Origin of the sequence: Mycolicibacterium aubagnense (assembly GCF_010730955.1) — a bacterium.
Lineage (GTDB): Bacteria > Actinomycetota > Actinomycetes > Mycobacteriales > Mycobacteriaceae > Mycobacterium > Mycobacterium aubagnense.
This window is the reverse complement of the sequence record NZ_AP022577.1, coordinates 2,811,404-2,831,919: the sequence shown is the minus strand read 5'-3', so window position 1 is coordinate 2,831,919 and position 20,516 is coordinate 2,811,404. Positions and strand designations below refer to the sequence as shown.

The following is a 20,516-nucleotide window of genomic DNA, read 5'->3' as shown; positions in this document are numbered from 1 at the left end:
CGAGTGTCAAGGATCAACCGACACAGATCCGTCACCCATCAACCGAAGCCCGACAGTGGCTCCACATCTTTCGTTGGCCGTGCGACTACGCACACCGTCACTCGCACTTTGTCTGCGTGGTTGCACTCTCAACGTCGCCCTTGAGTGGCGACCCGACTGTTCATCGCGGCGCCAGGAACCCCACCGGCCCGGATGCCACGCACACCGACAGCGCTGACGTGTTGGCCTTCACCTGAATCGAAGCCCCGGCGCCGGGCAGCCGGACGAACACCCGGTTCAGGCCGGGGTGCACGGGAACCCGCGCTTCGCGGCCCTCGGGCAGCGACATGGTCAGCGAGCCGTCGCTGTTGGCGAGGTAGTTGAGCTCGGTGGTCCAGTCGGCCGGCAGCAGCGGGCCGTCGAGCGGCATGGTGACCGGCGCGTCGGTCTGCACCAGGTAGCCGCAGTTGGGCGCGGGGCCGGGTTTGATGGTGCGGGTCCACGTCACCTGGGCAGGCACCAGCTGGCCGGTCGCGGTGAGCATCTGCAAAGAGGTTGTGCTGGAAGAGAATTCAGGCCGTGCCCGCAAGAGAGCGAACATGTGGCTGGCCAGGTTCTGCGGCCAGGCCACCCGTTGCAGCACGAGGGGATCGACTTCCTGATCCAGTAGTGGCACGTCGCGGGGCGCCGCCGCGAGCGCGGCCTCGGCGTTGACGAGATACGCGCGGGTCGGGTTGTCGCGCCAGCTGGGCAGGAAGGTCGCCCACGAGTACAGGCTGCTGGCCACGAATAGTGTTGCGGCAGAAGCAACCACGATGCGCCGGCGGGCAGAGTCGTCGAACCGCGCACTGCGGTTCGGCGCGCAGAACGCGACGGCCGCAAGCAATGCCAGCACGACGACGAGGTCGGACAGGTAGCGCAACGTCTGCGCCAACTCCAGCGCGGTGAACTTCGACGACCGCATGAGATAGATCGGCACCTGGCACGCCACCACGTACCCCACCGCGGCCAGCCACACCGGGCCGAGCCGTTGTTTCCGCAGCAGCGACACCGCAACCACCGCGGCCAGCACCAGCCAGCCCAACATCATGACCACCGGACCGGGCGTCGCCCATGGCGAAGCCGGCGCCCAGCGCTGCCAGTCCCACGGGCCGCCGGCCAGCGTCGGCACCAGACCGTGCGTGACGGACCGCGTCAGCAGCTCCCATGTCATCGGCAAGTCCAGAGTCCAGCGCTTCTGGTTGACCACCAGCAGGTAGACCCCGACCCAGCCGATCGTGATGGTCAACAGGCCGAGCCACAGCCGCAGGCCGGTACGCCACACGGACTTCAGCCCGCCCGTGCCCGTCACGTACGAGAGCAGCCAGCACACCGCGAACGCCGTGAACGGGATCACCGCGGACTTCTCGAAGAACAGCAGCCCGCCCAGGTAGCCCAGGCAGCCGGTCCACACGTACCGCGGATTCCCGGTGCGCACCAGCAGGATGGCGTCGGCGCAGACCCACGCCATGGCCGCCGCCATCGGTAGCGCGTTCAGCCCGGCCGACCACCACGCGAACGCCGGCACGCCCAGCGGGGTGAAGAGGGCGAAGGTCAGCGGCACCAGCAGCACGGGACGCCAGCCGAGGATCACCCGTAGTGCCCGCACCAACGCCAGCGATGCGACCAGTTGCAACAGCACCAGACTCAGTGCCGGCCAGAACCAGTTCAGGGGTGCCAGCCGGGTCAGGACCCCGGCGAACAGGAATCCCGCGGGCATGACATGCCCGTCGTGGTCGTTGAAGAGAAAGTCGGGCGACAGCAGGGAGTGGGTGCCCGCCTGGCCGATCAGGATCAGGTCGTCCCAGTAGAAATAGCCGCCGAATGCCAGGACTGCCCGCAGTATCAGCTGCAACACCACCAGTGTGGCGGCAGTTCGGGCGACCCAGTTCACTCTTGTCGACTGTACGGGCCGCTTGGCAGCGGCCGTCGGTATGGTTGCCCCGTGCGAACACTTGTCACTGGTGCTGCCGGGTTCATCGGGTCGACGCTCGTCGACCGGCTCCTCTCCGAAGGACACGATGTCGTCGGGCTCGACGACCTGAGTAGCGGCAAGGTCGACAACCTCGCCCAAGCCGAACAGAACGAGCGATTCGAGTTCGTCAAAGCCGACATCGTCGACGCTGATCTGCACGCCATCGTGGCCGAAGAACGGCCGGAGGTGATCTTCCACCTGGCCGCGCAGATCTCCGTCGCACGGTCGGTGAACGACGCGCCGTTCGATGCCGGCGTCAACGTCGTCGGCACCGTGCGACTGGCCGAAGCCGCGCGCAGCAACGGCGTGCGCAAGGTCGTGCACACCTCGTCGGGCGGGTCCATCTACGGCGTCCCGCCGGGTTACCCGACCAATGAGGACATGCCGGTGGATCCGTCGTCGCCGTATGCCGCGAGCAAGGTGTGCGGCGAGGTGTACCTCAACATGTTCCGCAACCTGTACGGCCTGGACTGCTCGCACATCGCGCCGGCCAACGTCTACGGCCCGCGTCAGGACCCGCATGGTGAAGCCGGTGTGGTGGCGATCTTCAGCCAGGCTCTGCTGGCCGGCCGGCCCACCAAGATTTTCGGTGACGGTACCGACACCCGCGACTACGTCTTCGTCGACGACGTCGTCGACGCCTTCGTGCGCGCCGGCGGGGAAGCGGGCGGCGGGCAGCGGTTCAACGTCGGCACCGGGGTGGAGACGTCGGTGGCGCAGCTGCACACTGCCATCGCCGCGGCGGTCGGCGTGCCGGACGCCCCTGAGTTCCACCCGCCGCGCCTCGGTGACCTGCGCCGTTCGCAGCTCGACATCGCCCGTGCACAGCAGGTGCTGGGCTGGAGTCCCAAGGTGGCGCTGGCCGAGGGCGTGGCCCGGACGGTGGACTTCTTCCGCGTTTGACCTGCGAATATGCAGAAAAAGATTGTGAGTACTCACTTTCTGTCCTAGTCTCAGGTCATGACCTACGACGTGATCGTCAAAGACGGCCTGTGGTTCGACGGCACCGGCCGCACGCCGCAACTGCGCAATCTGGGTATCCGCGACGGCGTCGTCGCGACGGTGTCGGCACAGCCGCTCGACGAGGCGGGCTGCCCCGACGTCATCGACGCCAAGGGCAAGTGGGTGACGCCGGGCTTCATCGACGTCCACACGCACTACGACGCCGAGGTGCTCCTCGATCCGGGCCTGCGCGAGTCGGTCCGGCACGGCGTGACGACCGTGCTGCTCGGCATGTGTTCGCTGTCGACGGTGTATGCCGAGAACGACGACGCCGCCGACCTGTTCAGCCGCGTCGAGGCCGTGCCGCGCCAGTTCGTCGTGGGTGCGCTGGAGCAGAACCGGTCCTGGTCCGGGCCCGCGGAGTACGTGCAGGCGCTCGAGGCGTTGCCGCTCGGCCCCAACGTCAGCTCGCTGCTGGGCCACTCCGATCTGCGCACCTCGGTGCTGGGTCTGGAGCGCGCGACGACCCGGAACGTCACCCCGACCAACGCCGAGCTGGAGACCATGGCGTCGCGGCTCGAGGCGGCGCTGGACGCCGGCATGCTCGGCATGTCCGGCATGGACGCGGCCATCGACAAGCTCGACGGTGACCGCTTCCGCTCCCGCGCGCTGCCGTCGACCTTCGCCACCTGGCGCGAACGCCGCCGCTTGATCAAGGTGCTGCGGGGACGCGGCCGCATTCTGCAGAGCGCACCCAACGTCGCCAAATTGCAAGAGGCGCTGAACTTCTTCCTGGAGAGCAGCGGCTGGTTCGGCCGTCGTCCCGGTGTGCGGATGAGCCTGCTGGTGTCGGCCGATGCGAAGTCGTCGCCTGCGGCCGTGTACGTGCTGGGCCCGGTGACCCGCCTGGCCAACAAGTTCCTGAACTCGAAGGTGCGTTTCCAGCACCTGCCGGTGCCGTTCGAATTGTATTCGGACGGAATCGATCTCCCGGTTTTCGAGGAGTTCGGTGCGGGCACCGCGGCGCTGCACCTGCGTGATCAGCTGGAACGCAACAAGCTGATGGCCGACCCGGAATACCGGCGCCGGTTCCGCAAGTCGTTCGACAAGAAGGTGCTGGGCCCGACCCTGTGGCACCGCGACTTCCATGACTCGACCATCGTCGAATGCCCGGATAAATCGTTGGTGGGCAAGAGCTTTGGTCAGATCGCCGACGAACGCGGTAGCCACCCGCTCGACGCTTTCTTGGACGTCCTGGTGGAGCACGGCGAGCGCAACACCCGCTGGACCACCATCGTGGCCAACCACCGGCCCAAGCAGCTGGACAAGCTGGCCAAGGAACCGTCGGTCCACATGGGCTTCTCGGATGCCGGTGCGCACCTTCGCAATATGGCGTTCTACAACTACGCGCTGCGGATGCTGCGTCGCGTGCACGACGCCGACAAGGGCGGCCGTCCGTTCATGACCACCGAGCACGCCGTGCACCGGCTCACCGGCGAGGTCGCCGACTGGTTCGGCCTGGAGGCCGGCACGCTGCGTCAGGGTGAGCGCGCCGACTTCGTGGTGATCGACCCGGCCGGGCTGAACGCCGAACTCGAGGCGTACCACGAGAATTCGGTTGAGTTCTACGGCGGGCTGAGCCGCATGGTCAACCGCAGCGACTCCGCTGTCGTCGCGACCGGCGTCGGAGGCCGGGTGGTGTTCCGCGACGGCGAGTTCGTCGAGGGCTACGGCGAGACCGTGAAGTCCGGCCATTACCTGCCGGCACGCGGGGCGAAACTGCCGGTGGCGCAAGCGGTCTGAGATGGCCAGAACGCAACAGCAACGCAGGGAAGAGACGCGGGCTCGGCTGCTCGACGCCGCGATCGCGACCATCGTCGAGGTCGGCTATGCCCGCGCCTCGGCGGCGGTGATCGCGCGTCGGGCCGAGGTCTCCGACGGCGCGCTGTTCAAGCATTTCGCCACCATGGGCGACTTCATGGCAGCGACCGCGCTGGAAGTCATGCGGCGGCAGCTGGAGCAGTTCAGCAAGCAGATCGCCGAAATCCCGTCGGACCGGCCCGCCCTGGAAGGCGCCTTGATCGCGCTACGGGACATCAGCGGCAACGCCACCAACGCGGTGATGTATGAGCTGATGGTGGCGGCGCGCACCGACGAGAAGCTGCGGGGCACGCTGCAGGGCGCACTCGTCGAGTACAGCCGCAACATCTACGAGACCGCGCAGGAGATGCCCGGGGCGGATCAGTTGCCGCCGGAACTTCTGATGCTGATCGTCGCCGTCATGGTCAACACGTTCGACGGCGCCGCCTTGGTCCGTGCCGTGCTGCCGCAGCCTGAACTCGAGGACGGCCGCATCCAGCTGCTGGCCACGATGTTGGGCAGCCTGGGCGTTCAGACTCAGACCTGACGGGTCGGCGGGTCGGGTTCAGGAACCCGCGCGCCTTCCAACGCCACCGCACGGGCCAGCTGCGCGTAGCGCAGTTCGAGGTCCTTGAAGCGCGTGTAGGCGCTGATCGTTGTGAACAGGAACGCGATGACCAGCGCGTACAGCAGCAGATCAGCGCCACGCCCGATGCCGAGCCAGTGCGCCACCACGGTGGTGTCGTTGGGCCGCACGATGGCGTAGATGGCGCCCACCACGAAAAAGACGTAGCCGACCTTCACCCAGGCCCGGGATTGCGCGTTGCGCCGGGAGCGGAACAGATACACCAGCAGCAGGACGACCGCGCCGATCAGTAGTGCTTTCGTCCAAATCATGAGCGACTCCAGATCATCGGCGCAACCTCCCGCGCAGCAGTCCGTCGACGATGATGTTGACGCCGTTGACCAGCGGCTGACCTTTCGACATCGAGTAGTCGGTGTACAGGATTTGTACCGGCTGTTCGGCGACGCGCCAGTGGTTCTCCACGATCAGGGTGACGAACTCGCTGGCGTGGCTCATGCCATTCATGGTGAGGTTCAGCCCGTCGGCCACCGTCTTGTTGAACACCCGCAGTCCGTTGTGCGCGTCGGTCAGGTGCAGCTTGCGGCTGGATGGACTGACTTTGGCGACGAACGGCAGCAGCAGCCGCTTGAGGACCGGCATGCGGTCGGGCGGCTGGTCGGCGAACCGGGTGCCGATGACGATGTCCAGGTCCTCGGTCTGCAGTCGGTCGATCATCCGCACGACGTCCTTGACCCGGTGCTGGCCGTCGGCGTCGAACGTCGCGAAAATCCTTGCCCCCGGACGGGATCGGGCGTACTCGACGCCGGTCTGGATGGCCGCTCCCTGACCGAGATTCACCGGGTGACGCACCACGTGAGCCCCGGCGGCGAAGGCGCGGTCGCCGGTGTCGTCACGTCCGCCGTCGTCGACACAGACGACGTTGGGGAAGACGGCGCGCACATCAGCGACGACGTCGGCGATGACGCTCGCCTCGTTGTAGGCGGGGATGACGATCCAGACGTCGTGATAAAGGGACATGTTGCTGCCGAAAATACACGCTCAGCGGCGCCTGATCGCGCCCAGCGCGGCCAGATGGACCACTATTCCGACCAGCGGACCGCACATCAACGCCACGATGGTGCGGGTCTGCAGGTCCAACGGCAGCAGCAGCAACAGCGCCGCGGCCACCGTGGCGCTCACCCAGCCCACGGCGTAGGCGCGGTGCAGCGCGGCGGCGACCGTCGCGGCGCCGGTGAGGGTCAGGAAGGCGATGGCGACGGCGCCGGCCGTCAACCAGGCCAGCAGCGCACCGCTCGCGGCGTACTCGGACCCGAAGAGCGTGCGCAACAGCCACGGCCCGACCAGCCCGGCGGCCAGCACCGCCAGCGCGCCCAATCCGGCGAGCACCAGCGCGGGGGTGAGTAGGGCCCGCAGCCGCCGGTTGTCGACGAAATGCGCGATCAAATTGCCCTGCATCGCGGTCAGCGGCACCAGCAGCGGGGCGCGGGTCAGCGTCACAGCGAGGATGATGACGCCGCCGGTGGCACCGAGATCCCGCGACGTGGCCTGCAGCAGCACGGGGAAGCCCATCACCAGGACGGCACTGGCGCCGGCGGCAGCGATCGAATGCGCCGAGCCGGTCAGGAAGGCCCGGGGTGTCCCGGGGGTGTGGATGGCCGCCGCGGACCGGGCCACGTGGGAGGCCAGCAGCAGGATCAGCCACGACATCGAGCCGGCGACGGTGGCCCACAGGTAGCCGTCCAGTCCCCAGCCCAGGACGAATGCGGCGACCGCCACGGCGACCCGGATGCCCGCGTCGGTCACCATCAGCGTGCCGTATTGGGTCCACCCGTCGGCCCCGGCCAGCACGCCCAGCAGGGTGGCGTGCAGGCAGAAACCGGCCAGGCCGACGCTCAGCAGCGTCACGCTCAGCGGGGTGGACTCGACGAACACGTGAGGCGCCCACAGTGGGGCGGTGCCGGCGATCAGCAGCGCCGCGGCGACGGCCACCCCTGCGGCCACCCGGATCGGCTGCAGGTGCGGTCCCGGCTGGGGCTCGGCGCCCCGTGCGATGCGGACCTCGCGGGTGGCCTCCTGCAGCAGCCCGTTGGCCGCGCCGGTGAACAACCCGAACGCGCCCCAGAAGACACTGAACACCGAGAACCCCGCGGGGGCCAGGTCGCGCGCGGCGAGGTACAGGATCGCGTAGCCGCAGAGGGCGGTGAGCACCGTCGCGACTCCGACCCTCGCCACACTGCTGGGGTTCACAGCGCCGGCAGCTCCGTCGTGTAGAGCCACGCGGTCCACAGTCCGCGCAGGGACTGGTCGGTGTAATTCGCGGCCAGGCCGGTGAAGTCGTCGGTCACGGCAGTCGAGTGCCGGTACCGGGTGGTCCAATCGCGCAGTAGGGCAAAGAAATTCGCGTCGCCGATGGCGCGTCGCAGGGCATGCAGGGTCAGTGCGCCGCGCTTGTATACGCGATCGTCGAACATGTCCTCGGGACCCGGATCGGCCAGCAGCAGGTTCTGTGGCAGGTTACGGAGCTTCTGCAGATTGTGCGCGGCCAGTTGGTCGGCGGTGCGCCAGCCCGATTCCTCGGCCCACAACCATTCGGCGTAACAGGCGAATCCCTCGTGCAGCCAGATGTCGCGCCAGCGTCGCACCGTCACCGAGTTGCCGAACCACTGGTGTGCCATCTCGTGCGCGATCAGTCGCTCTGCGCTGCGGCGTCCGTCGCAGTGGTTGGCCCCGAAGATGGAAACACCTTGTGCCTCTAGCGGGATTTCCAGATCGTCGTCGGTGACCACCACGCTGTACCCGCTGGACAGTGGATACGGCCCGAACAGGCGGATGAACAGCTGCATCATCTGCGGCTGGCGGCCGAAGTCGTATTCGAAGTTGCGGATCAGCCGCTGCGGCAGGGCAGCGGACATCGGCACGGGAGACCTGGGCAGCCGGATCGACTCGTACCGGCCGATCTGCAGCGTGATGAGGTAGGTCGACGTCGGCTCGGCGAGCTCGTACACCCAAGTGGTCTGTGTCGCACGGGTTTTGCGGCTCGTCAGTTCGCCGTTGGCGACGACGCGGTACGGGCTGTCGGTGCTGACCGCGATGCGGTAACTGGCCTTGCTGCTCGGGTGGTCGTCGCACGGGAACCAGGACGCGGCGCCGTTGGGTTGCCCGGCGACCAGGGCGCCCTCCGTCAGCTCTTCGAAACCGACTGCGCCCCAGATGGATTTGATCGGGCGCGGGTTGCCTCCGTAACGCACCGTCACCTTCATCGCGGCCCCGGCGGGCAGCGGGTTGGCCAGCGTGATGTGGAGCTTGCCGTTGACGGTGCGGTACTTGGCCGGCCTGCGGCCGTTGACCTCCACCTTGGCCACCGACAGGGCGTCGGACAGATCGAGGGTGAACCAGTGCAGCGACGCCAGGGTGACCGCGGTGATGCTGGCGGTACCGGTCAGCCGGTTGCTCTCCACCCGGTATTCGAGGTCCAGCTCGTAACGGGACACCCGGTATCCGAAGTTGCCGTTGTTCGGCAGGTACGGATCGATCACCGGCGCAACGTCTTTGCGGTCTTTCTTGTTCGTCCGGGTCACGCTGCCTGCGCTTTCTGTCGGTTGCCCGACTTGCGCTTCTTGCCGATCCACGGCGCAATCGGGTTGCCCTGCCAGCGAGTCGAGGCCGGCACCGCGTCGCCGCGCATCACCAGTGAGGCCGGACCGACCGTTGCGCCGGCACCGATGCTGGCCGCGGGCAGCGCCACGCAGTGGGTGCCGAGGGTGGCGCCCGCTTCCAGCACCACGGTGTCCAACTGCATGATGCGGTCGTGAAACAGGTGGGTCTGCACGACGCAGCCCCGGTTCACCGTCGCGCCCCGGCCGAGCGTCACCAGATCCGCCTCTGGCAACCAATAGGTTTCGCACCACACGCCACGGCCGATCACGGCGCCGAGGGCCCGCAGCCACAGGTTCATCACCGGGGTGCCGCTGGCGGCACGGGCGAACCACGGTCCGGCGACGGTCTCGACGAATGTGTCGGACACCTCGTTGCGCCACACGAACGGCGACCACAACGGATGCTCGACGGCGCGAATCCGCCCGACCATCAACCATTTCGCCACGACCGCGATGGCCCCCGCGATAGCGCCGGCGTTCAGCAGCACGAGCCCGGCGCCCAATGATGCCCACAGCCAGCCCAATTCGCCGGCCAGCGCCTGCAGGACGCCGAGGACCGCGACACCGATGCCGAATGTCACCATCACCGGGACGATCCGCAGCGTCTCGACCGTCGACCGCATGATCTTGAGGCGCATCGACGGGTGGAAGGTGCGCAGTGCGTCGGCTTCAGTTGGCTGGCGGCGCAACCGGATCGGCGGGCTGCCCAACCATGACGAGCCGGCCTTGGCCTTGTACGGGGTCGCCGACAGCACGGCCACGAGACCGTCGTCGGGGACCCGACGTCCCGGCTGCGTGATGCCGGAGTTGCCCAGGAACGCACGGCGTCCGACGGTCGCCTTTGCCACGTGGATCCAGCCGCCGCCGAGTTCGTACGACGCCACCATGGTGTCGTCGGCCAGGAACGCGCCGTCGAGCACCTCGGTGAATTTGGGTGTGAGCAGCGCCGTCGAAATCTCGGTGTCCTTACCGACTTTCGCGCCGAGGATGCGCAGCCACCACGGCGTCAACAGGCTGGCGTAGATGGGGAACAGGTAGTTGCGGGCGGCGTCCATGAGCCGTTCGGTGGCCCACAGCTGCCAGCCGACCCGGCTGCGCACGGGGTGGTACCCCTCGGTCAGGCCGAGGGCAAGCAGGCGCACCCCGATCACGGTCAGTACCGCGTACACCGCCATGGCGACCACCGCAGCGACGGGCGTCCACAAGGCGACCGGCACGATCGCCTCCGGCAGTGAATGCGTATGGCGCACCGGCAGAATCAGCACCGCCAGTCCGGCGGCGAGGGCCAGGATCGGCAGCCCGCCCAATAGCACCGACGTCAGCCCGTACATGGCCACCCAGATCGGCGCGCGGCCCGGCCGCTCGTCGGGCCACGGGTGATGGGCCTTGCCGGACTTGACCGCCGGTGAACCCTTCCAGTACTGCCCGGCCTTGACCTTGCCGATCACACCGGAACCCGGTGCGACATCGGCGTTCTTGCCCACCACGGCACCCGGCAGCAGCGTGGTCCGGGCGCCGATGGTGGCGTCGTTGCCGATGCTGATGGGTCCGACGTGGAAGAGGTCGCCGTCGATCCAGTGCCCGGTGAGGTCGACTTCGGGTTCGACCGAGCAGCGGTCACCGAGGGTGAGCATGCCGGTGACCGGCGGGGCCGAGTGCAGGTCGACGCCGTCGCCGACCTGGTTGCCCAGCGCTCGGGCGTAGTACACCAACCACGGTGCGCCGGCCTGGTTTTCGGCGCCGCTGGCCTCGCCGAGGCGTTCGGCGAGCCACACCCGCAGGTGCTCGGAGCCGCCGCGCTTGTAGGTGCCCGGTTCCAGCCCGGACAACAGTGCCCGGGCGCAGGACACGGCGATCCCCATCCGGCCGATCGGCGTGACGAACACTCCGAACCCGACCAGGATCACCCACCAGTTCACGGTGTGGGCCCAGGGCAGCAGGTGCAGCGTGGCAGCGACGTTGTTCAACAGCGCCAGCCAGACGACCCATTGCATGCCGGCCAGGGTGGCGAGCGGGACTGCGGCGAGCGTCTGGATCAACTGGGTTGTCAGCGGGACCGGTGTGACGCTTCGGGTTTCGACCACCGGTGGCGGGTCGAGCTCATCGAGGTACCCGGCCAGTGAGCCCAGCCGCGGGTGGTCGTAGAGGTCGGCGACGGTGACCTGCGGGTACTTCTCGCGCAGCAGTGAGACGAGTTGCGCCGCGGACAACGATCCGCCGCCGAGGGCGAAGAAATCGGCGCCGGGGCCATCGACAGGGGAGGCCAGGACGTCGCGCCACAGTCCGGCGAGCCAGCCCATGGTGCCGTCCAGGTCGGGGCTGTCGTCGCCCGCCGAGTCGACGGGCCAGGGCAGCGCGTTGCGGTCGACCTTCCCGGATGTGCGCGTGGGCAATTCGTCGACCAGCACGAGCCGCGGCACCAGCGCGGCGGGCAGCGACTGTGCCAGTTCCTTGCGGGCCTTCGCGACGTCGAATTCGGGGTCTGCGCTGGCGATGTACCCGACCAGCAGGGGAGTGCCGGTGGCCGTCTTGCGCACCGCGGCGGCGCCGCCGCTGACGCCGGGCAGGTTGACCAGTGCCGCGTCGACCTCGCCGAGCTCAATGCGGCGGCCGCCGACCTTGACCTGATCGTCGGCGCGGCCCTGGAAGTAGAGGCCGTCGGGCTCGAGCCGGACCAGGTCACCGCTTCGGTAGGCCCGGCTCCAGCCGAGGGTCTCCATCGGCGCGTACTTCTCGGCGTCCTTCTCCGGATCGAGATAGCGGGCCAGGCCGACGCCGCCGATCACCAGCTCGCCGACATCGCCGTAGCCGACCTGCTGGCCGTCCTTGTCGACGACCGCAAGGTCCCAGCCGGGCAGGGGCAGCCCGATACTGACCGGACCACCACCGAGCGGCGCGAGGCAGGCGACGACCGTGGCTTCGGTAGGACCGTAGGTGTTCCACACTTCGCGGCCCTCGACGGCCAGCCGCTCGGCGAGTTCTGGCGGGCAGGCTTCGCCGCCGAAGATCAGCAGGCGTACTGCCTCCAGCGCCTCGGCCGGCCACAGTGAGGCCAGCGTCGGGACCGTCGAGACGACGGTGATGTCGCGGGAGACGAGCCAGGGGCCCAGGTCCATGCCGCTGCGTACCAGCGAGCGCGGTGCCGGGACGAGGCAGGCGCCGTAGCGCCAGGCCAGCCACATCTCCTCGCAGGACGCGTCGAACGCCACGGACAGGCCGGCCAGCACCCGGTCGCCCGGGCCCAGCGGGTTGTCCGTCAGGAAGATCTCGGCCTCCGCGTCCACGAACGCGGCGGCGTTGCGGTGCGTCACCGCGACACCCTTCGGGGTACCGGTGGAGCCGGAGGTGAAGATGATCCAGGCGTCGTCGCGGGTCAGCGGCCTGCCGGCCTGCCAGCCGCGGGTCGAGCCGGGTCCGCGGACCAGGCCTTCTTCGGTGATGATGCCGACGACGCCGGCCTCGCCGAAGACGAGCGCGGCGCGTTCCTCTGGATCGTCGGCGTCAACCGGGACGTAGGCCGCTCCGGTTGCGAGGGTCGCCAGAATCGACACATAGAGCGCGTAGCTGCCGGACGGCATGCGGATGCCGATGCGGTCACCGCGACCGATACCCCGCGCCGCCAGCCAGGCCACGCTTTCCTCGACGTCGGCGATCAGCTCGGCATAGGTGAGCTGAACGGTGCCGTCGTCGATGGCGGGCGCATCGGGATACTGGTCGGCCGTGGCGTAGAGGATGTCGATGAGTGTCCGGGCCTGCGGTGCGTTTGCCGAACGCACGTACTGCGGGGGGATCTCCTGATGCACGGGTACAAACTACTCAGGCTTGGCGAACGGTTCCTGACGGCGGGCGCGCCGTGGCGGCTTCGTTACCAGTTGTTGTAGCCGCCCTCGGGTCCGAGCATGCGCTCCAGCCGGGTCCGGTTGATGCGGGCCAGCTCATTACGGACCACTTTGCGCTCGGTCTCGTGGTCGTTGTGCATACGGTCGGCCATGTGGGCCAGCACCTCGTCGGCGCCCATGGCGCCGACGAACATCACGAAGTCGAAGCCGAAGTGGTCGCGGTAGGTGGACGCATTCATCGTCAGCGTCGCCATGAGATCGGGGTCGCGGTCGCACACCGCACACTGTTCGAACTGCGATCGGGCGCTGCCGGGCCGACGGCCGACCTGCGGGTATGCCTGCAGGATCGCGTCCACCGAGGAGTCGGCGAGCGCGAACAGGAGGTCGTCGGCGCGCCGGAACAGGTGGTCATGGTCGTCGTAGTCGCGTCCGTCGGCCAGGCTGCCGGCCAGGGGCACGCTGTAGCAGCATTCGTACAGTGCGTGCACCGCCCGCTGCTTCGGCATGGCGTTGAACGCGTCGAGACCGATTCCCTGATGCATCAACACACAGACATCATCGAATCCGCACGGTACAGGCAGATTTCCTCGTGTTACAGCGGAGCAAATTCATTCATCTGGGGTCTGGCGCGCATCACCTGCATCCGATAACATCGAACATGTGTTCGACAGTTTGACGGAGATCGATCCCGACGCCGGGGAGGCGGCACTGCGGGATCAGCTCGTTGAACTCGAACGGCTCAAAGGTCTGGTCGCCGCGCAGCAGGTGCGCGTGACCGCGGCGTGGGACGCGATCCGGCAGGCCGACGGCAAGGCGTCTCGGCGGGGTCTGGGGACCGAGGTCGGGCTGGCCCGGCGTCAGTCGCCCCATCAGGGCAAGCAGTACCTGGCCACGGCACGAATGCTGACCTCTGGCATGCCGCACACCCTGGCCGCGCTCGAATCTGGAGCGCTCTCGGAATGGCGGGCCGGGTTGATCTGCCGCGAAGCGGCCTGCCTATCGCCGGCTGATCGAGCGAAGTTAGATGCCCAGATGTGCGCCGAGCCTGGGGAACTGGAGGGGCTGGGCGACAAGAAGATCGCGGCCCGGGCAAAGCGCATCGCCTATCGGCTCGACCGGGAAGCCGTGCTGGACAAGATTCGGCAGGCCCCGAGTGGGAGGCGGGCGACCATCCGACCCGCTCCCGACGGGATGGCATACCTGACGGTGGTGCTGCCGGTGGTCGAGGCCTACGAGACGCACGGGGCGTTGAAGGCCGCCGCCGGCGAGGCCGCACGCGATGGCCGTGCCGACGGGCGGACCTGCAGTCAGATCATGGCCGACACCGTCGTCGAACGTGTCACGGGTCGCAACCCCCTCGCCACGCCGGCGTCGGTGGCAGTCAACCTGGTGCTCTCTGACGAGACCCTGCTCGCCGGCGGCTCTGAACCGGCGCACCTGGAGGGCCATGGTCCTATCCCTGCGATCTTGGCTCGCCAACTCATCGAACGCGCCGTGCTCGACACGCAAGCCGAAGCGTCATTGCGGCGGCTGTACGCGCAACCGGCCACGGGCAATCTGGTGGCGATGGAATCGAAGTCCCGGACCTTCCCGAAGGGCCTGGCCCGGTTCATCGCCACCCGCGACCAAACCTGCCGGACCCCGTACTGCAACGCCCCGGTCCGGCATCTCGACCACATCACGCCGCATGCGCACCATGGACCCACCGCCGGCGCTAACGGCCAAGGCCTGTGCGAGCACTGCAACTACGTCAAAGAAGAGCCCGGCTGGCGCTCTCGCACCACCTATGACCGGTACGGCCGTCACACGACCGAATTCACCACCCCGACAGGCGCCGTCTATACCTCCACCGCGCCGCCGATGCCGACGGGACTGCAGATCCTGACCCGCAGGGTCCACCTCGCGATCATCGATGAGGGGTCGCGCCCTCGCGTTCTGCGTGACTAGGCGCATGATGAAGTCATGGACGGTGTGCTGTTCTTCGACGGCAAGTGTGGGATGTGTACCCGCGCGCGTAACGCGCTGCTGCGAATGAACCGGACTGGTCGGCTCCGCACCGAACCGCTGCAGAAACCCGGCACCGCCGAGCGCCTTGGCGTGGCACCGGAACACCTCATGGAGTCGGTGTGGTGGCTGGACTCCTCGGGCGAAGTGTTCGGCGCGGCAAAGGCGGCCAACGCGGCGTTGTCCGCGGCGCTCGGCACTCGATTGCCGTTGTGGGTCTACGGCGTTCCAGGAGTCGGTGCGGTGCAGGAGCACGTCTACCGGTGGGTGGCGACGCACCGTTACCGCTTCCGCGGCGTCACGCCGTGGTGCGAATCCGCACCGTCGGAATGTGTTTCAGCGTAGCTGCGCCATCGCGCGGTATCCCTCGGCGGCGCTCGCAACTCGGTGACGAACACCGCATCAGTTGAACACCACCGGCAAGGTCTGTGGCCCCCGAATGGCCGGGGTATCACGCCAGGCAACAGGGCCACTGACAGTAGGTTGGCGGGCAACGACTTCCCGCAGCGCGACCGTCAACTCCAGTTGGGCCAGGGCTGAACCCAGGCAGTAGTGGGCCCCGTAACCGAAGGCCAGGGGAGCGGGGCCGGTGCGGCCCAACCGGAACCGGTCGGGCTCGTCGAACACCGACGGGTCGCGGTTGGCGGCCGCCACCGCGACGACAACGCTGTCTCCGGCGGCGATGTCGACGCCGGCCAGCCGGTGGTTCTCGGTAGCGGTCCGGACCGTCGACTGCACCGGTCCGTCGAGCCGCAGCAGCTCGGTGATCACGGCTCCGTCGACGGTTTCGATCTGTTCCCCGACCAGTCGAATCAGCCCTGTGCCAAGGAGATTCGCCGTGGTCTCGTGCCCGGCGACCGCGATCAGGATGGCCGTCACCACGACATCATCGAGAGACAGTTCGGGATCGGTGGCGATGAAGCTGAACAGGTCGTCGCCGGGATGGGCCCGCCGATCGGCGGCAAGTGGCAGGAACTCCGCCATCAATGCGGCGGCGGCACCGAACCCCTCGGCCACCTCGACGGGATCGGCCAGGGTGCCCAGCATGCGGATGATCGACGGCGACAGCTCGCGCAGCGACGCCGCGTGGCCCGGGTCGAGATCAAGCCACTCACCGACCACCGCGATCGGCAACGGCAGCGCGATCTGCGACATGAAATCGAACGGCTCACCGGTGGGCGCCTGCGCGATGACCTCGGTGGCAATCGTCTCCACGCCCTCGGTCAATCCGGCAATCGTGCTGCGCGTGAACGCGTCCCGCACCGCGCCGCGCAGGCGGTCGTGGTCGGCGCCGTCGGTGAAAAGCATTGAGGCCTTGGCGAATTCCGGCGCCATCATGGTCATGGAAGCGCGTGCCACCGGGTTCGCCAGCGGATCGCTGGTCCAGTCGGACCCGCCGAGTACCTGTCGGGCCGCGTCGTAGCCGAGCACCAGCCAACCTTGGGCGACGTTGTCCCACACGATATCTCCGGCGCGCCGCCGGGCCTCGTAGAACGGGTAGGGGTCAGCGGCGTCCCACGGCAGCCGGGCTGCTGCGACGTCATTGATAGACATGGGCGTCCATTCCAAAGGGCAACCCGCGCTGGCGAACCCACGCAACGTGTGCCTGGCCGAGGTCGGTAATCGGTGCGGCGGCACCATCCATGTCGTCCACCGCGGCGCGGGCATGGAACGTCGCGCGCAGCGCGGTGAAGATGGCATTCATCGATAGGTTCAGCCGGGAGAAGAAGACGAGGTCGGGCGGCACCGTGATGTGCCGCATCGGATGATCGGCGTCTCGTACATCAAGGAATGACGCGATCGCGCGCCGCGACGTCTCTTCGGTGTAGGTCGCCGGTTGAGGCGCCAGGATCTCGTAGATGATGCCCTCATACCACTGGTACGCGTCGTCTGCTGTCAACACGGAATCGGCTGTGAAGAAGCCACTTTCGATCATGATTGCCCGGAGGTCGTGTTTACGTCCGTCGACGGCGGACCGCATCATGCGCACGATCAGCCGGCGCTGAGCTTCGGTGAGCACCTTCACGCAGCCGAAATCGACGAAGCCGACTGTGCCGTCGAGGCCGAATCGATAGTTACCCGGGTGCGGGTCGGCGTGGAACAGATTGCCGTGCCGATATGAGCCCGCAATGAATCGGGTGATCACCTCGGCCCAAGCGTCCTTCAGTTCCTGGTCGGCGTCTTGTGCTGCGGCCCAGTCTAATCCATCGAGGTATGTCATGGTGAGGACGCGGTCGCCGGATGCCTCGCCGACCAGCTCGGGCACCCGGATGTGCGGGTGATCGCGCCACAGCTCGCTGAACGCGGTGATGTGGGCGGCTTCCCGGCGATAGTCGATCTCCTCGGAGATGCGTTCGGAAATCTCGGCGGCGATGGGTGCGACGTCCGGCAGTATGGTGCCGATCGTGCTCGCCGCACCGGCTGCGAACCGGAACATCGTCGCCAGCAGTTCGGTGTTCGACAGGTCATCGCGAATGGCCTGTGCCACACCGGGATACTGGATTTTCACCGCGACGTCGCGGCCGTCGTGCAGGACGGCCCGGTGGACCTGTCCGATGGACGCCGCGGCGATCGGTTCGTCGGAGAACGACGCGAACACCGCCGAGATCGGGCGCCCGAGATCGTCCTCGGCGACCTGCCGGGCCAGGGCCGACTCCATCGGCGGCGCGTCGGCCTGCAGCCGGGTGAGCGCCCGCTGGTACGGCGAGAGTTCGCCGGCGCCAATGGCATTGGCGTCGACCATGGACATCAACTGGCCGGCTTTCATCAACACGCCCTTGGAGTGACCCAGAAGTTCGGCGTACTGCTCGGCGGTGCGCTCGTGGAAACGCTCGACGGCGCCGGCGTTGCCGGCCTTCTCCCTCAGGGCCGCGACCATCCGTCCACCCGCGGCGCGTGCGGTGAAGCCGGCGACCGGCATGGTGCGGCGGATACGTCCGCGCGGCACATTCCCGGTCATTTCGCCTCCCAGCGTTGTATGGTGACCTAGTACGAAATATATGTCCCTTCTTATATGAGGTCAATGGCGGGGAGTTGGCGGTGGAGACATCAACCAAGGAACGGCTGGTCACCGAGGCCATGCGGCTGTTCGGTGAGCAGGGCTACAAAGCCACCAGCATCACTCAGATCGAGAAGGCGGCCGGCCTCGTGCCCGGCTGCGGCGCCCTCTACAACCACTTCAAGACCAAAGAGGCCCTGCTCGCGGCGGGGATCGACCGGCAACTGGACCGGCGCCGCGCGATGCACGACATCAGCGCCCTGTTCGCCGGTGAGGGGGAACTGCGGACTGAACTCACGCTGCTCGGCCGGTACGTGCTGAGCGTGCTGAACCAGGAAAGCCAGTTCCTGCAGGTCGCGGCCCGCACGCCGGCTGATCAATCGGACCGGCCGGGCGCCGCCTACGCCGCTTTGGTCGACGGCCTCTACAGCGAACTGGCGGACTGGATCGGCGGCTGTGCTCCTGGCCTCGATCCGGCCGAGGCCAGGCGGATCGCGGTGGTCGGGGTCAACGCGCTGCTGGGCAAGCAGGCCACACGCGTCGTCTTTCATGCCCCGCAGTCGGATACGCCTGACGAGGAGTACATCGCGGACTGGACCGCGATGCTGGCGGGCCGGATCGAAGCGGCGCGCTGACCCCGCATCAAGTCGGGAGCGCAACCGGCGGGAAGTACTGACCTTCCAGGGTGCGGCGCCACCACACGCGGTCCTGCCGGAGCTCGCGGGGAGTGGTGTAGCGGTAGCGAAACGTCTGCGCGCGCACGTAGCGGGGCGGTGAATCGGGAAAAGGATTGTGCCGCAGTAGCTTCAGCGTCGCCGGGTCGCCCAGTAGCAGCCGCTCCAGGAGGCCGGCGAACCACTGGCGCCCGTAGGTCGGTGAGATGGCGGCGAACCACATCATCCAGTCGAGACGCAGGTGGTAGGGCGCCCACTGGCGCGGCAAGTGGCCGACGGCGCCAGGCTTGCCGTTGAACTCGTATTCCTTCCATAGCGTGTGATCGGTGATTTCGGGTTCGTCGGTGCCCTCGATCACCACCTCCCGCCGGATGCGGCCGATCGAGCCGAATGCGCCGTACGTGTTCACCAGGTGCAGCGAGTTGAATGAGGCGTTCATGCGCTGTCGCGGCGAAATCAGATTTCGCACCGGCCAGTAGCTCAACACCACGACCAGCACACCGAACGCGATGACGAGCGCCATGAACCAGGCCGGGGCTGCCGGCTGCGCGGACGGCGCCGGCACCGGCCCGGCTATCGCGCTGAAGGCCAACACCATCGTCAACCAATTCAGCCATGCGTAGTTGCCGGAGATCACGAGCCACAGCTGGGTGATCACCACGATGCCGCCCGCGACAGTGGCCACGGGTTGCGGCGCGAACAATCCGAACGGAACCACGAGTTGGGTGACGTGGTTGACCGCCACCTCGACCCGGTGCAGTGGCCGGGGCAGGTGATGGAAGAACCAGCTCAGCGGACCCGGCATCGGCTGCGTCTCGTGGTGGTAGTAGAGGCAGGTCAGATCGCGCCAGCACCGGTCACCGCGCAGCTTGATCAGTCCCGCACCGAACTCGGCGCGGAAAACCAGCCATCGGGCCAGCCAGATCACCAGCACTGGTGGCGCGACGGCGTCGTTTCCGAGGAACACCGCCAGAAACCCGGCCTCCAGCAGCAGGGACTCCCACCCGAAGGCGTACCACCGCTGCCCGACGTTGACGATCGACAGGTACAGCACCCACAGCAGGAGCCACATGAGCATCGCCACCCACAGCGGCACGAGATCGCCGGCGCCCGCGACCAGCGCAACGCTGAGTGCGGCCCCGAACCAGGCGACGGTGGCGAAGAACCTATCGGAGTAGTGCCAGTGGAAGATGCTGGGCGCCTGCCGGAATGACACCGCTGCCAGATAGCGCGGAATCGGCAGCATGCCGTGTTCGCCGAGCAATGCGCGGAATTGCCTTGCGGCGCAGATGAACGCGATCAGGTAGACGCCGGCGATGCCCCGCTCCAGCACCAGCCGGCTGAACCAGTACTCGGGCGCTGAGAACCATTCCATCTGGCGACCTGACCCCGCTGTACCTCTTCAGGGTACGGCGGGCGACAGGGCTCCGCGGGTCAGTGCTCTTGTTCTTCGAACCGGGCGATCGAGCGGGCCAGCTCTTCTTCGGCCTCTTTGCGACCGACCCAGTCGGCGGCCTTGACGAACTTGCCCGGTTCCAGGTCCTTGTAGTGCACGAAGAAGTGCTTGATGGCGTCCAGCTCGAACTGCGAGATGTCGCTGACGTCCTGGATGTGGTCCCACCGCGGGTCACCGGCGGGCACGCACAGCAGCTTGTCGTCGCCGCCGGCCTCGTCGGTCATCTTGAACATGGCGACCGGGCGGGCGTCGACGATGCAGCCCGGGAAGACCGACTCGGTCAGTAGCACCAGCGCGTCCAGCGGGTCGCCGTCTTCGCCGAGGGTGTTCTCGAAGAACCCGTAGTCGGTGGGGTAGCCCATGGGGGTGAACAGGTAGCGGTCGAGCTTCACTCGGCCGGTCTCGTGGTCCACTTCGTACTTGTTGCGCGAACCCTTGGGGATCTCGATGACGACTTCGTGCTCCACCGGGAGGCTCCTTAGCTCTGTGCTGATAACCGGGTACACCT

17 protein-coding genes are annotated in these 20,516 nt (G+C 67.6%); 6 read left to right on the top strand and 11 right to left on the bottom strand.

From position 1 onward, the window contains the following. Window positions 1-160 precede the first annotated feature (160 nt). A complete protein-coding gene (locus G6N59_RS13995; RefSeq protein WP_138232857.1) occupies window positions 161-1,912 on the bottom strand; it encodes a hypothetical protein in 1,752 nt (583 codons plus the stop codon). Window positions 1,913-1,963: 51 nt separating this feature from the next. Here G6N59_RS13995 and G6N59_RS13990 point away from each other — a divergent pair, with 51 nt between their 5' ends. The 3 genes from G6N59_RS13990 to G6N59_RS13980 are packed head-to-tail and all read left to right on the top strand — an operon-like array spanning window position 1,964 to window position 5,342. After that, entirely contained in the window at window positions 1,964-2,896 is a 933-nt protein-coding gene (locus G6N59_RS13990) for an NAD-dependent epimerase/dehydratase family protein (RefSeq protein ID WP_138232856.1), read from the top strand. A 57-nt stretch (window positions 2,897-2,953) separates the two neighbouring features. Beyond that, on the top strand, window positions 2,954-4,738 hold the full coding sequence (locus tag G6N59_RS13985; protein ID WP_138232855.1) for an N-acyl-D-amino-acid deacylase family protein: 1,785 nt from the start codon (window positions 2,954-2,956) through the stop codon (window positions 4,736-4,738). A 1-nt stretch (window position 4,739) separates the two neighbouring features. Beyond that, window positions 4,740-5,342: a TetR/AcrR family transcriptional regulator gene (locus tag G6N59_RS13980; protein ID WP_138232854.1), complete on the top strand. Its 603-nt coding sequence runs from the start codon at window positions 4,740-4,742 to the stop codon at window positions 5,340-5,342. Here the strand turns inward: G6N59_RS13980 and G6N59_RS13975 are convergent. From G6N59_RS13975 to G6N59_RS13950, 6 genes are all read right to left on the bottom strand, one after another. Further along, window positions 5,333-5,692: a DUF2304 domain-containing protein gene (locus G6N59_RS13975; RefSeq protein WP_138232853.1), complete on the bottom strand. Its 360-nt coding sequence runs from the start codon at window positions 5,690-5,692 to the stop codon at window positions 5,333-5,335. The two genes, G6N59_RS13980 and G6N59_RS13975, sit on opposite strands and share 10 nt — an antisense overlap. Before the next feature lie 13 nt (window positions 5,693-5,705). Further along, window positions 5,706-6,398, bottom strand: coding sequence for a polyprenyl-phospho-N-acetylgalactosaminyl synthase PpgS (locus G6N59_RS13970; RefSeq protein WP_138232852.1), 693 nt, complete (start codon window positions 6,396-6,398; stop codon window positions 5,706-5,708). A gap of 21 nt (window positions 6,399-6,419) precedes the next feature. Next, a complete protein-coding gene (locus G6N59_RS13965; RefSeq protein WP_138232851.1) occupies window positions 6,420-7,628 on the bottom strand; it encodes a hypothetical protein in 1,209 nt (402 codons plus the stop codon). Next, entirely contained in the window at window positions 7,625-8,959 is a 1,335-nt protein-coding gene (locus tag G6N59_RS13960; protein WP_138232850.1) for a M1 family metallopeptidase, read from the bottom strand. The genes G6N59_RS13965 and G6N59_RS13960 overlap by 4 nt, the downstream gene beginning before the upstream one ends. Further along, window positions 8,956-12,840 carry a Pls/PosA family non-ribosomal peptide synthetase gene (locus tag G6N59_RS13955; RefSeq protein ID WP_138232849.1) on the bottom strand — a complete coding sequence of 1,295 codons (3,885 nt, stop codon included), beginning with the start codon at window positions 12,838-12,840 and terminating at the stop codon, window positions 8,956-8,958. Before G6N59_RS13955 ends, G6N59_RS13960 begins: the two co-directional genes overlap by 4 nt. 62 nt (window positions 12,841-12,902) lie before the next feature. Beyond that, window positions 12,903-13,424, bottom strand: a complete 522-nt coding sequence (locus G6N59_RS13950; protein ID WP_179970316.1) for a 2-oxo-4-hydroxy-4-carboxy-5-ureidoimidazoline decarboxylase — start codon at window positions 13,422-13,424, stop codon at window positions 12,903-12,905. 112 nt (window positions 13,425-13,536) lie between these two features. On the opposite strand from G6N59_RS13950, the gene G6N59_RS13945 reads away from it, so the two are divergent. Together G6N59_RS13945 and G6N59_RS13940 are read left to right on the top strand one after the other, a co-directional pair. Continuing rightward, window positions 13,537-14,823, top strand: coding sequence for an HNH endonuclease (locus tag G6N59_RS13945; RefSeq protein ID WP_138232848.1), 1,287 nt, complete (start codon window positions 13,537-13,539; stop codon window positions 14,821-14,823). A gap of 15 nt (window positions 14,824-14,838) precedes the next feature. Continuing rightward, the gene (locus G6N59_RS13940) at window positions 14,839-15,225 is read left to right on the top strand and encodes a thiol-disulfide oxidoreductase DCC family protein (protein WP_138232847.1); all 387 of its coding nucleotides are present in this window, start codon (window positions 14,839-14,841) and stop codon (window positions 15,223-15,225) included. Window positions 15,226-15,282: 57 nt separating this feature from the next. Here the strand turns inward: G6N59_RS13940 and G6N59_RS13935 are convergent, their stop codons facing one another. Together G6N59_RS13935 and G6N59_RS13930 are read right to left on the bottom strand one after the other, a co-directional pair. Continuing rightward, complete coding sequence (locus G6N59_RS13935) at window positions 15,283-16,434, bottom strand: cytochrome P450 (RefSeq protein WP_138232846.1); 1,152 nt, start codon at window positions 16,432-16,434, stop codon at window positions 15,283-15,285. After that, window positions 16,421-17,839 (bottom strand): ABC1 kinase family protein, encoded by a 1,419-nt coding sequence (locus G6N59_RS13930; protein ID WP_138232845.1) that lies wholly within the window; start codon window positions 17,837-17,839, stop codon window positions 16,421-16,423. Before G6N59_RS13930 ends, G6N59_RS13935 begins: the two co-directional genes overlap by 14 nt. Window positions 17,840-17,958: 119 nt before the next feature. Here G6N59_RS13930 and G6N59_RS13925 point away from each other — a divergent pair, with 119 nt between their 5' ends. Next, window positions 17,959-18,513: a TetR/AcrR family transcriptional regulator gene (locus G6N59_RS13925; RefSeq protein WP_138232874.1), complete on the top strand. Its 555-nt coding sequence runs from the start codon at window positions 17,959-17,961 to the stop codon at window positions 18,511-18,513. Window positions 18,514-18,520: 7 nt separating this feature from the next. Here G6N59_RS13925 and G6N59_RS13920 read toward each other — a convergent pair whose 3' ends face one another. Both G6N59_RS13920 and G6N59_RS13915 read right to left on the bottom strand, forming a co-directional pair. Beyond that, on the bottom strand, window positions 18,521-19,927 hold the full coding sequence (locus G6N59_RS13920) for a lipase maturation factor family protein (RefSeq protein ID WP_138232844.1): 1,407 nt from the start codon (window positions 19,925-19,927) through the stop codon (window positions 18,521-18,523). Window positions 19,928-19,986: 59 nt separating this feature from the next. Continuing rightward, on the bottom strand, window positions 19,987-20,475 hold the full coding sequence (locus G6N59_RS13915) for an inorganic diphosphatase (protein ID WP_138232843.1): 489 nt from the start codon (window positions 20,473-20,475) through the stop codon (window positions 19,987-19,989). Between the last annotated feature and the right edge of the window lie 41 nt (window positions 20,476-20,516).

Coding starts and splice junctions, on each gene's coding strand:
- G6N59_RS13935 (WP_138232846.1), bottom strand. CDS start 16,434: ATGTCTATCAATGACGTCGCAGCAGCCCGGCTGCCGTGGGACGCCGCT.
- G6N59_RS13970 (WP_138232852.1), bottom strand. CDS start 6,398: ATGTCCCTTTATCACGACGTCTGGATCGTCATCCCCGCCTACAACGAG.
- G6N59_RS13985 (WP_138232855.1), top strand. CDS start 2,954: ATGACCTACGACGTGATCGTCAAAGACGGCCTGTGGTTCGACGGCACC.
- G6N59_RS13925 (WP_138232874.1), top strand. CDS start 17,959: ATGCGGCTGTTCGGTGAGCAGGGCTACAAAGCCACCAGCATCACTCAG.
- G6N59_RS13940 (WP_138232847.1), top strand. CDS start 14,839: ATGGACGGTGTGCTGTTCTTCGACGGCAAGTGTGGGATGTGTACCCGC.
- G6N59_RS13980 (WP_138232854.1), top strand. CDS start 4,740: ATGGCCAGAACGCAACAGCAACGCAGGGAAGAGACGCGGGCTCGGCTG.
- G6N59_RS13930 (WP_138232845.1), bottom strand. CDS start 17,839: ATGACCGGGAATGTGCCGCGCGGACGTATCCGCCGCACCATGCCGGTC.
- G6N59_RS13975 (WP_138232853.1), bottom strand. CDS start 5,692: ATGATTTGGACGAAAGCACTACTGATCGGCGCGGTCGTCCTGCTGCTG.
- G6N59_RS13920 (WP_138232844.1), bottom strand. CDS start 19,927: ATGGAATGGTTCTCAGCGCCCGAGTACTGGTTCAGCCGGCTGGTGCTG.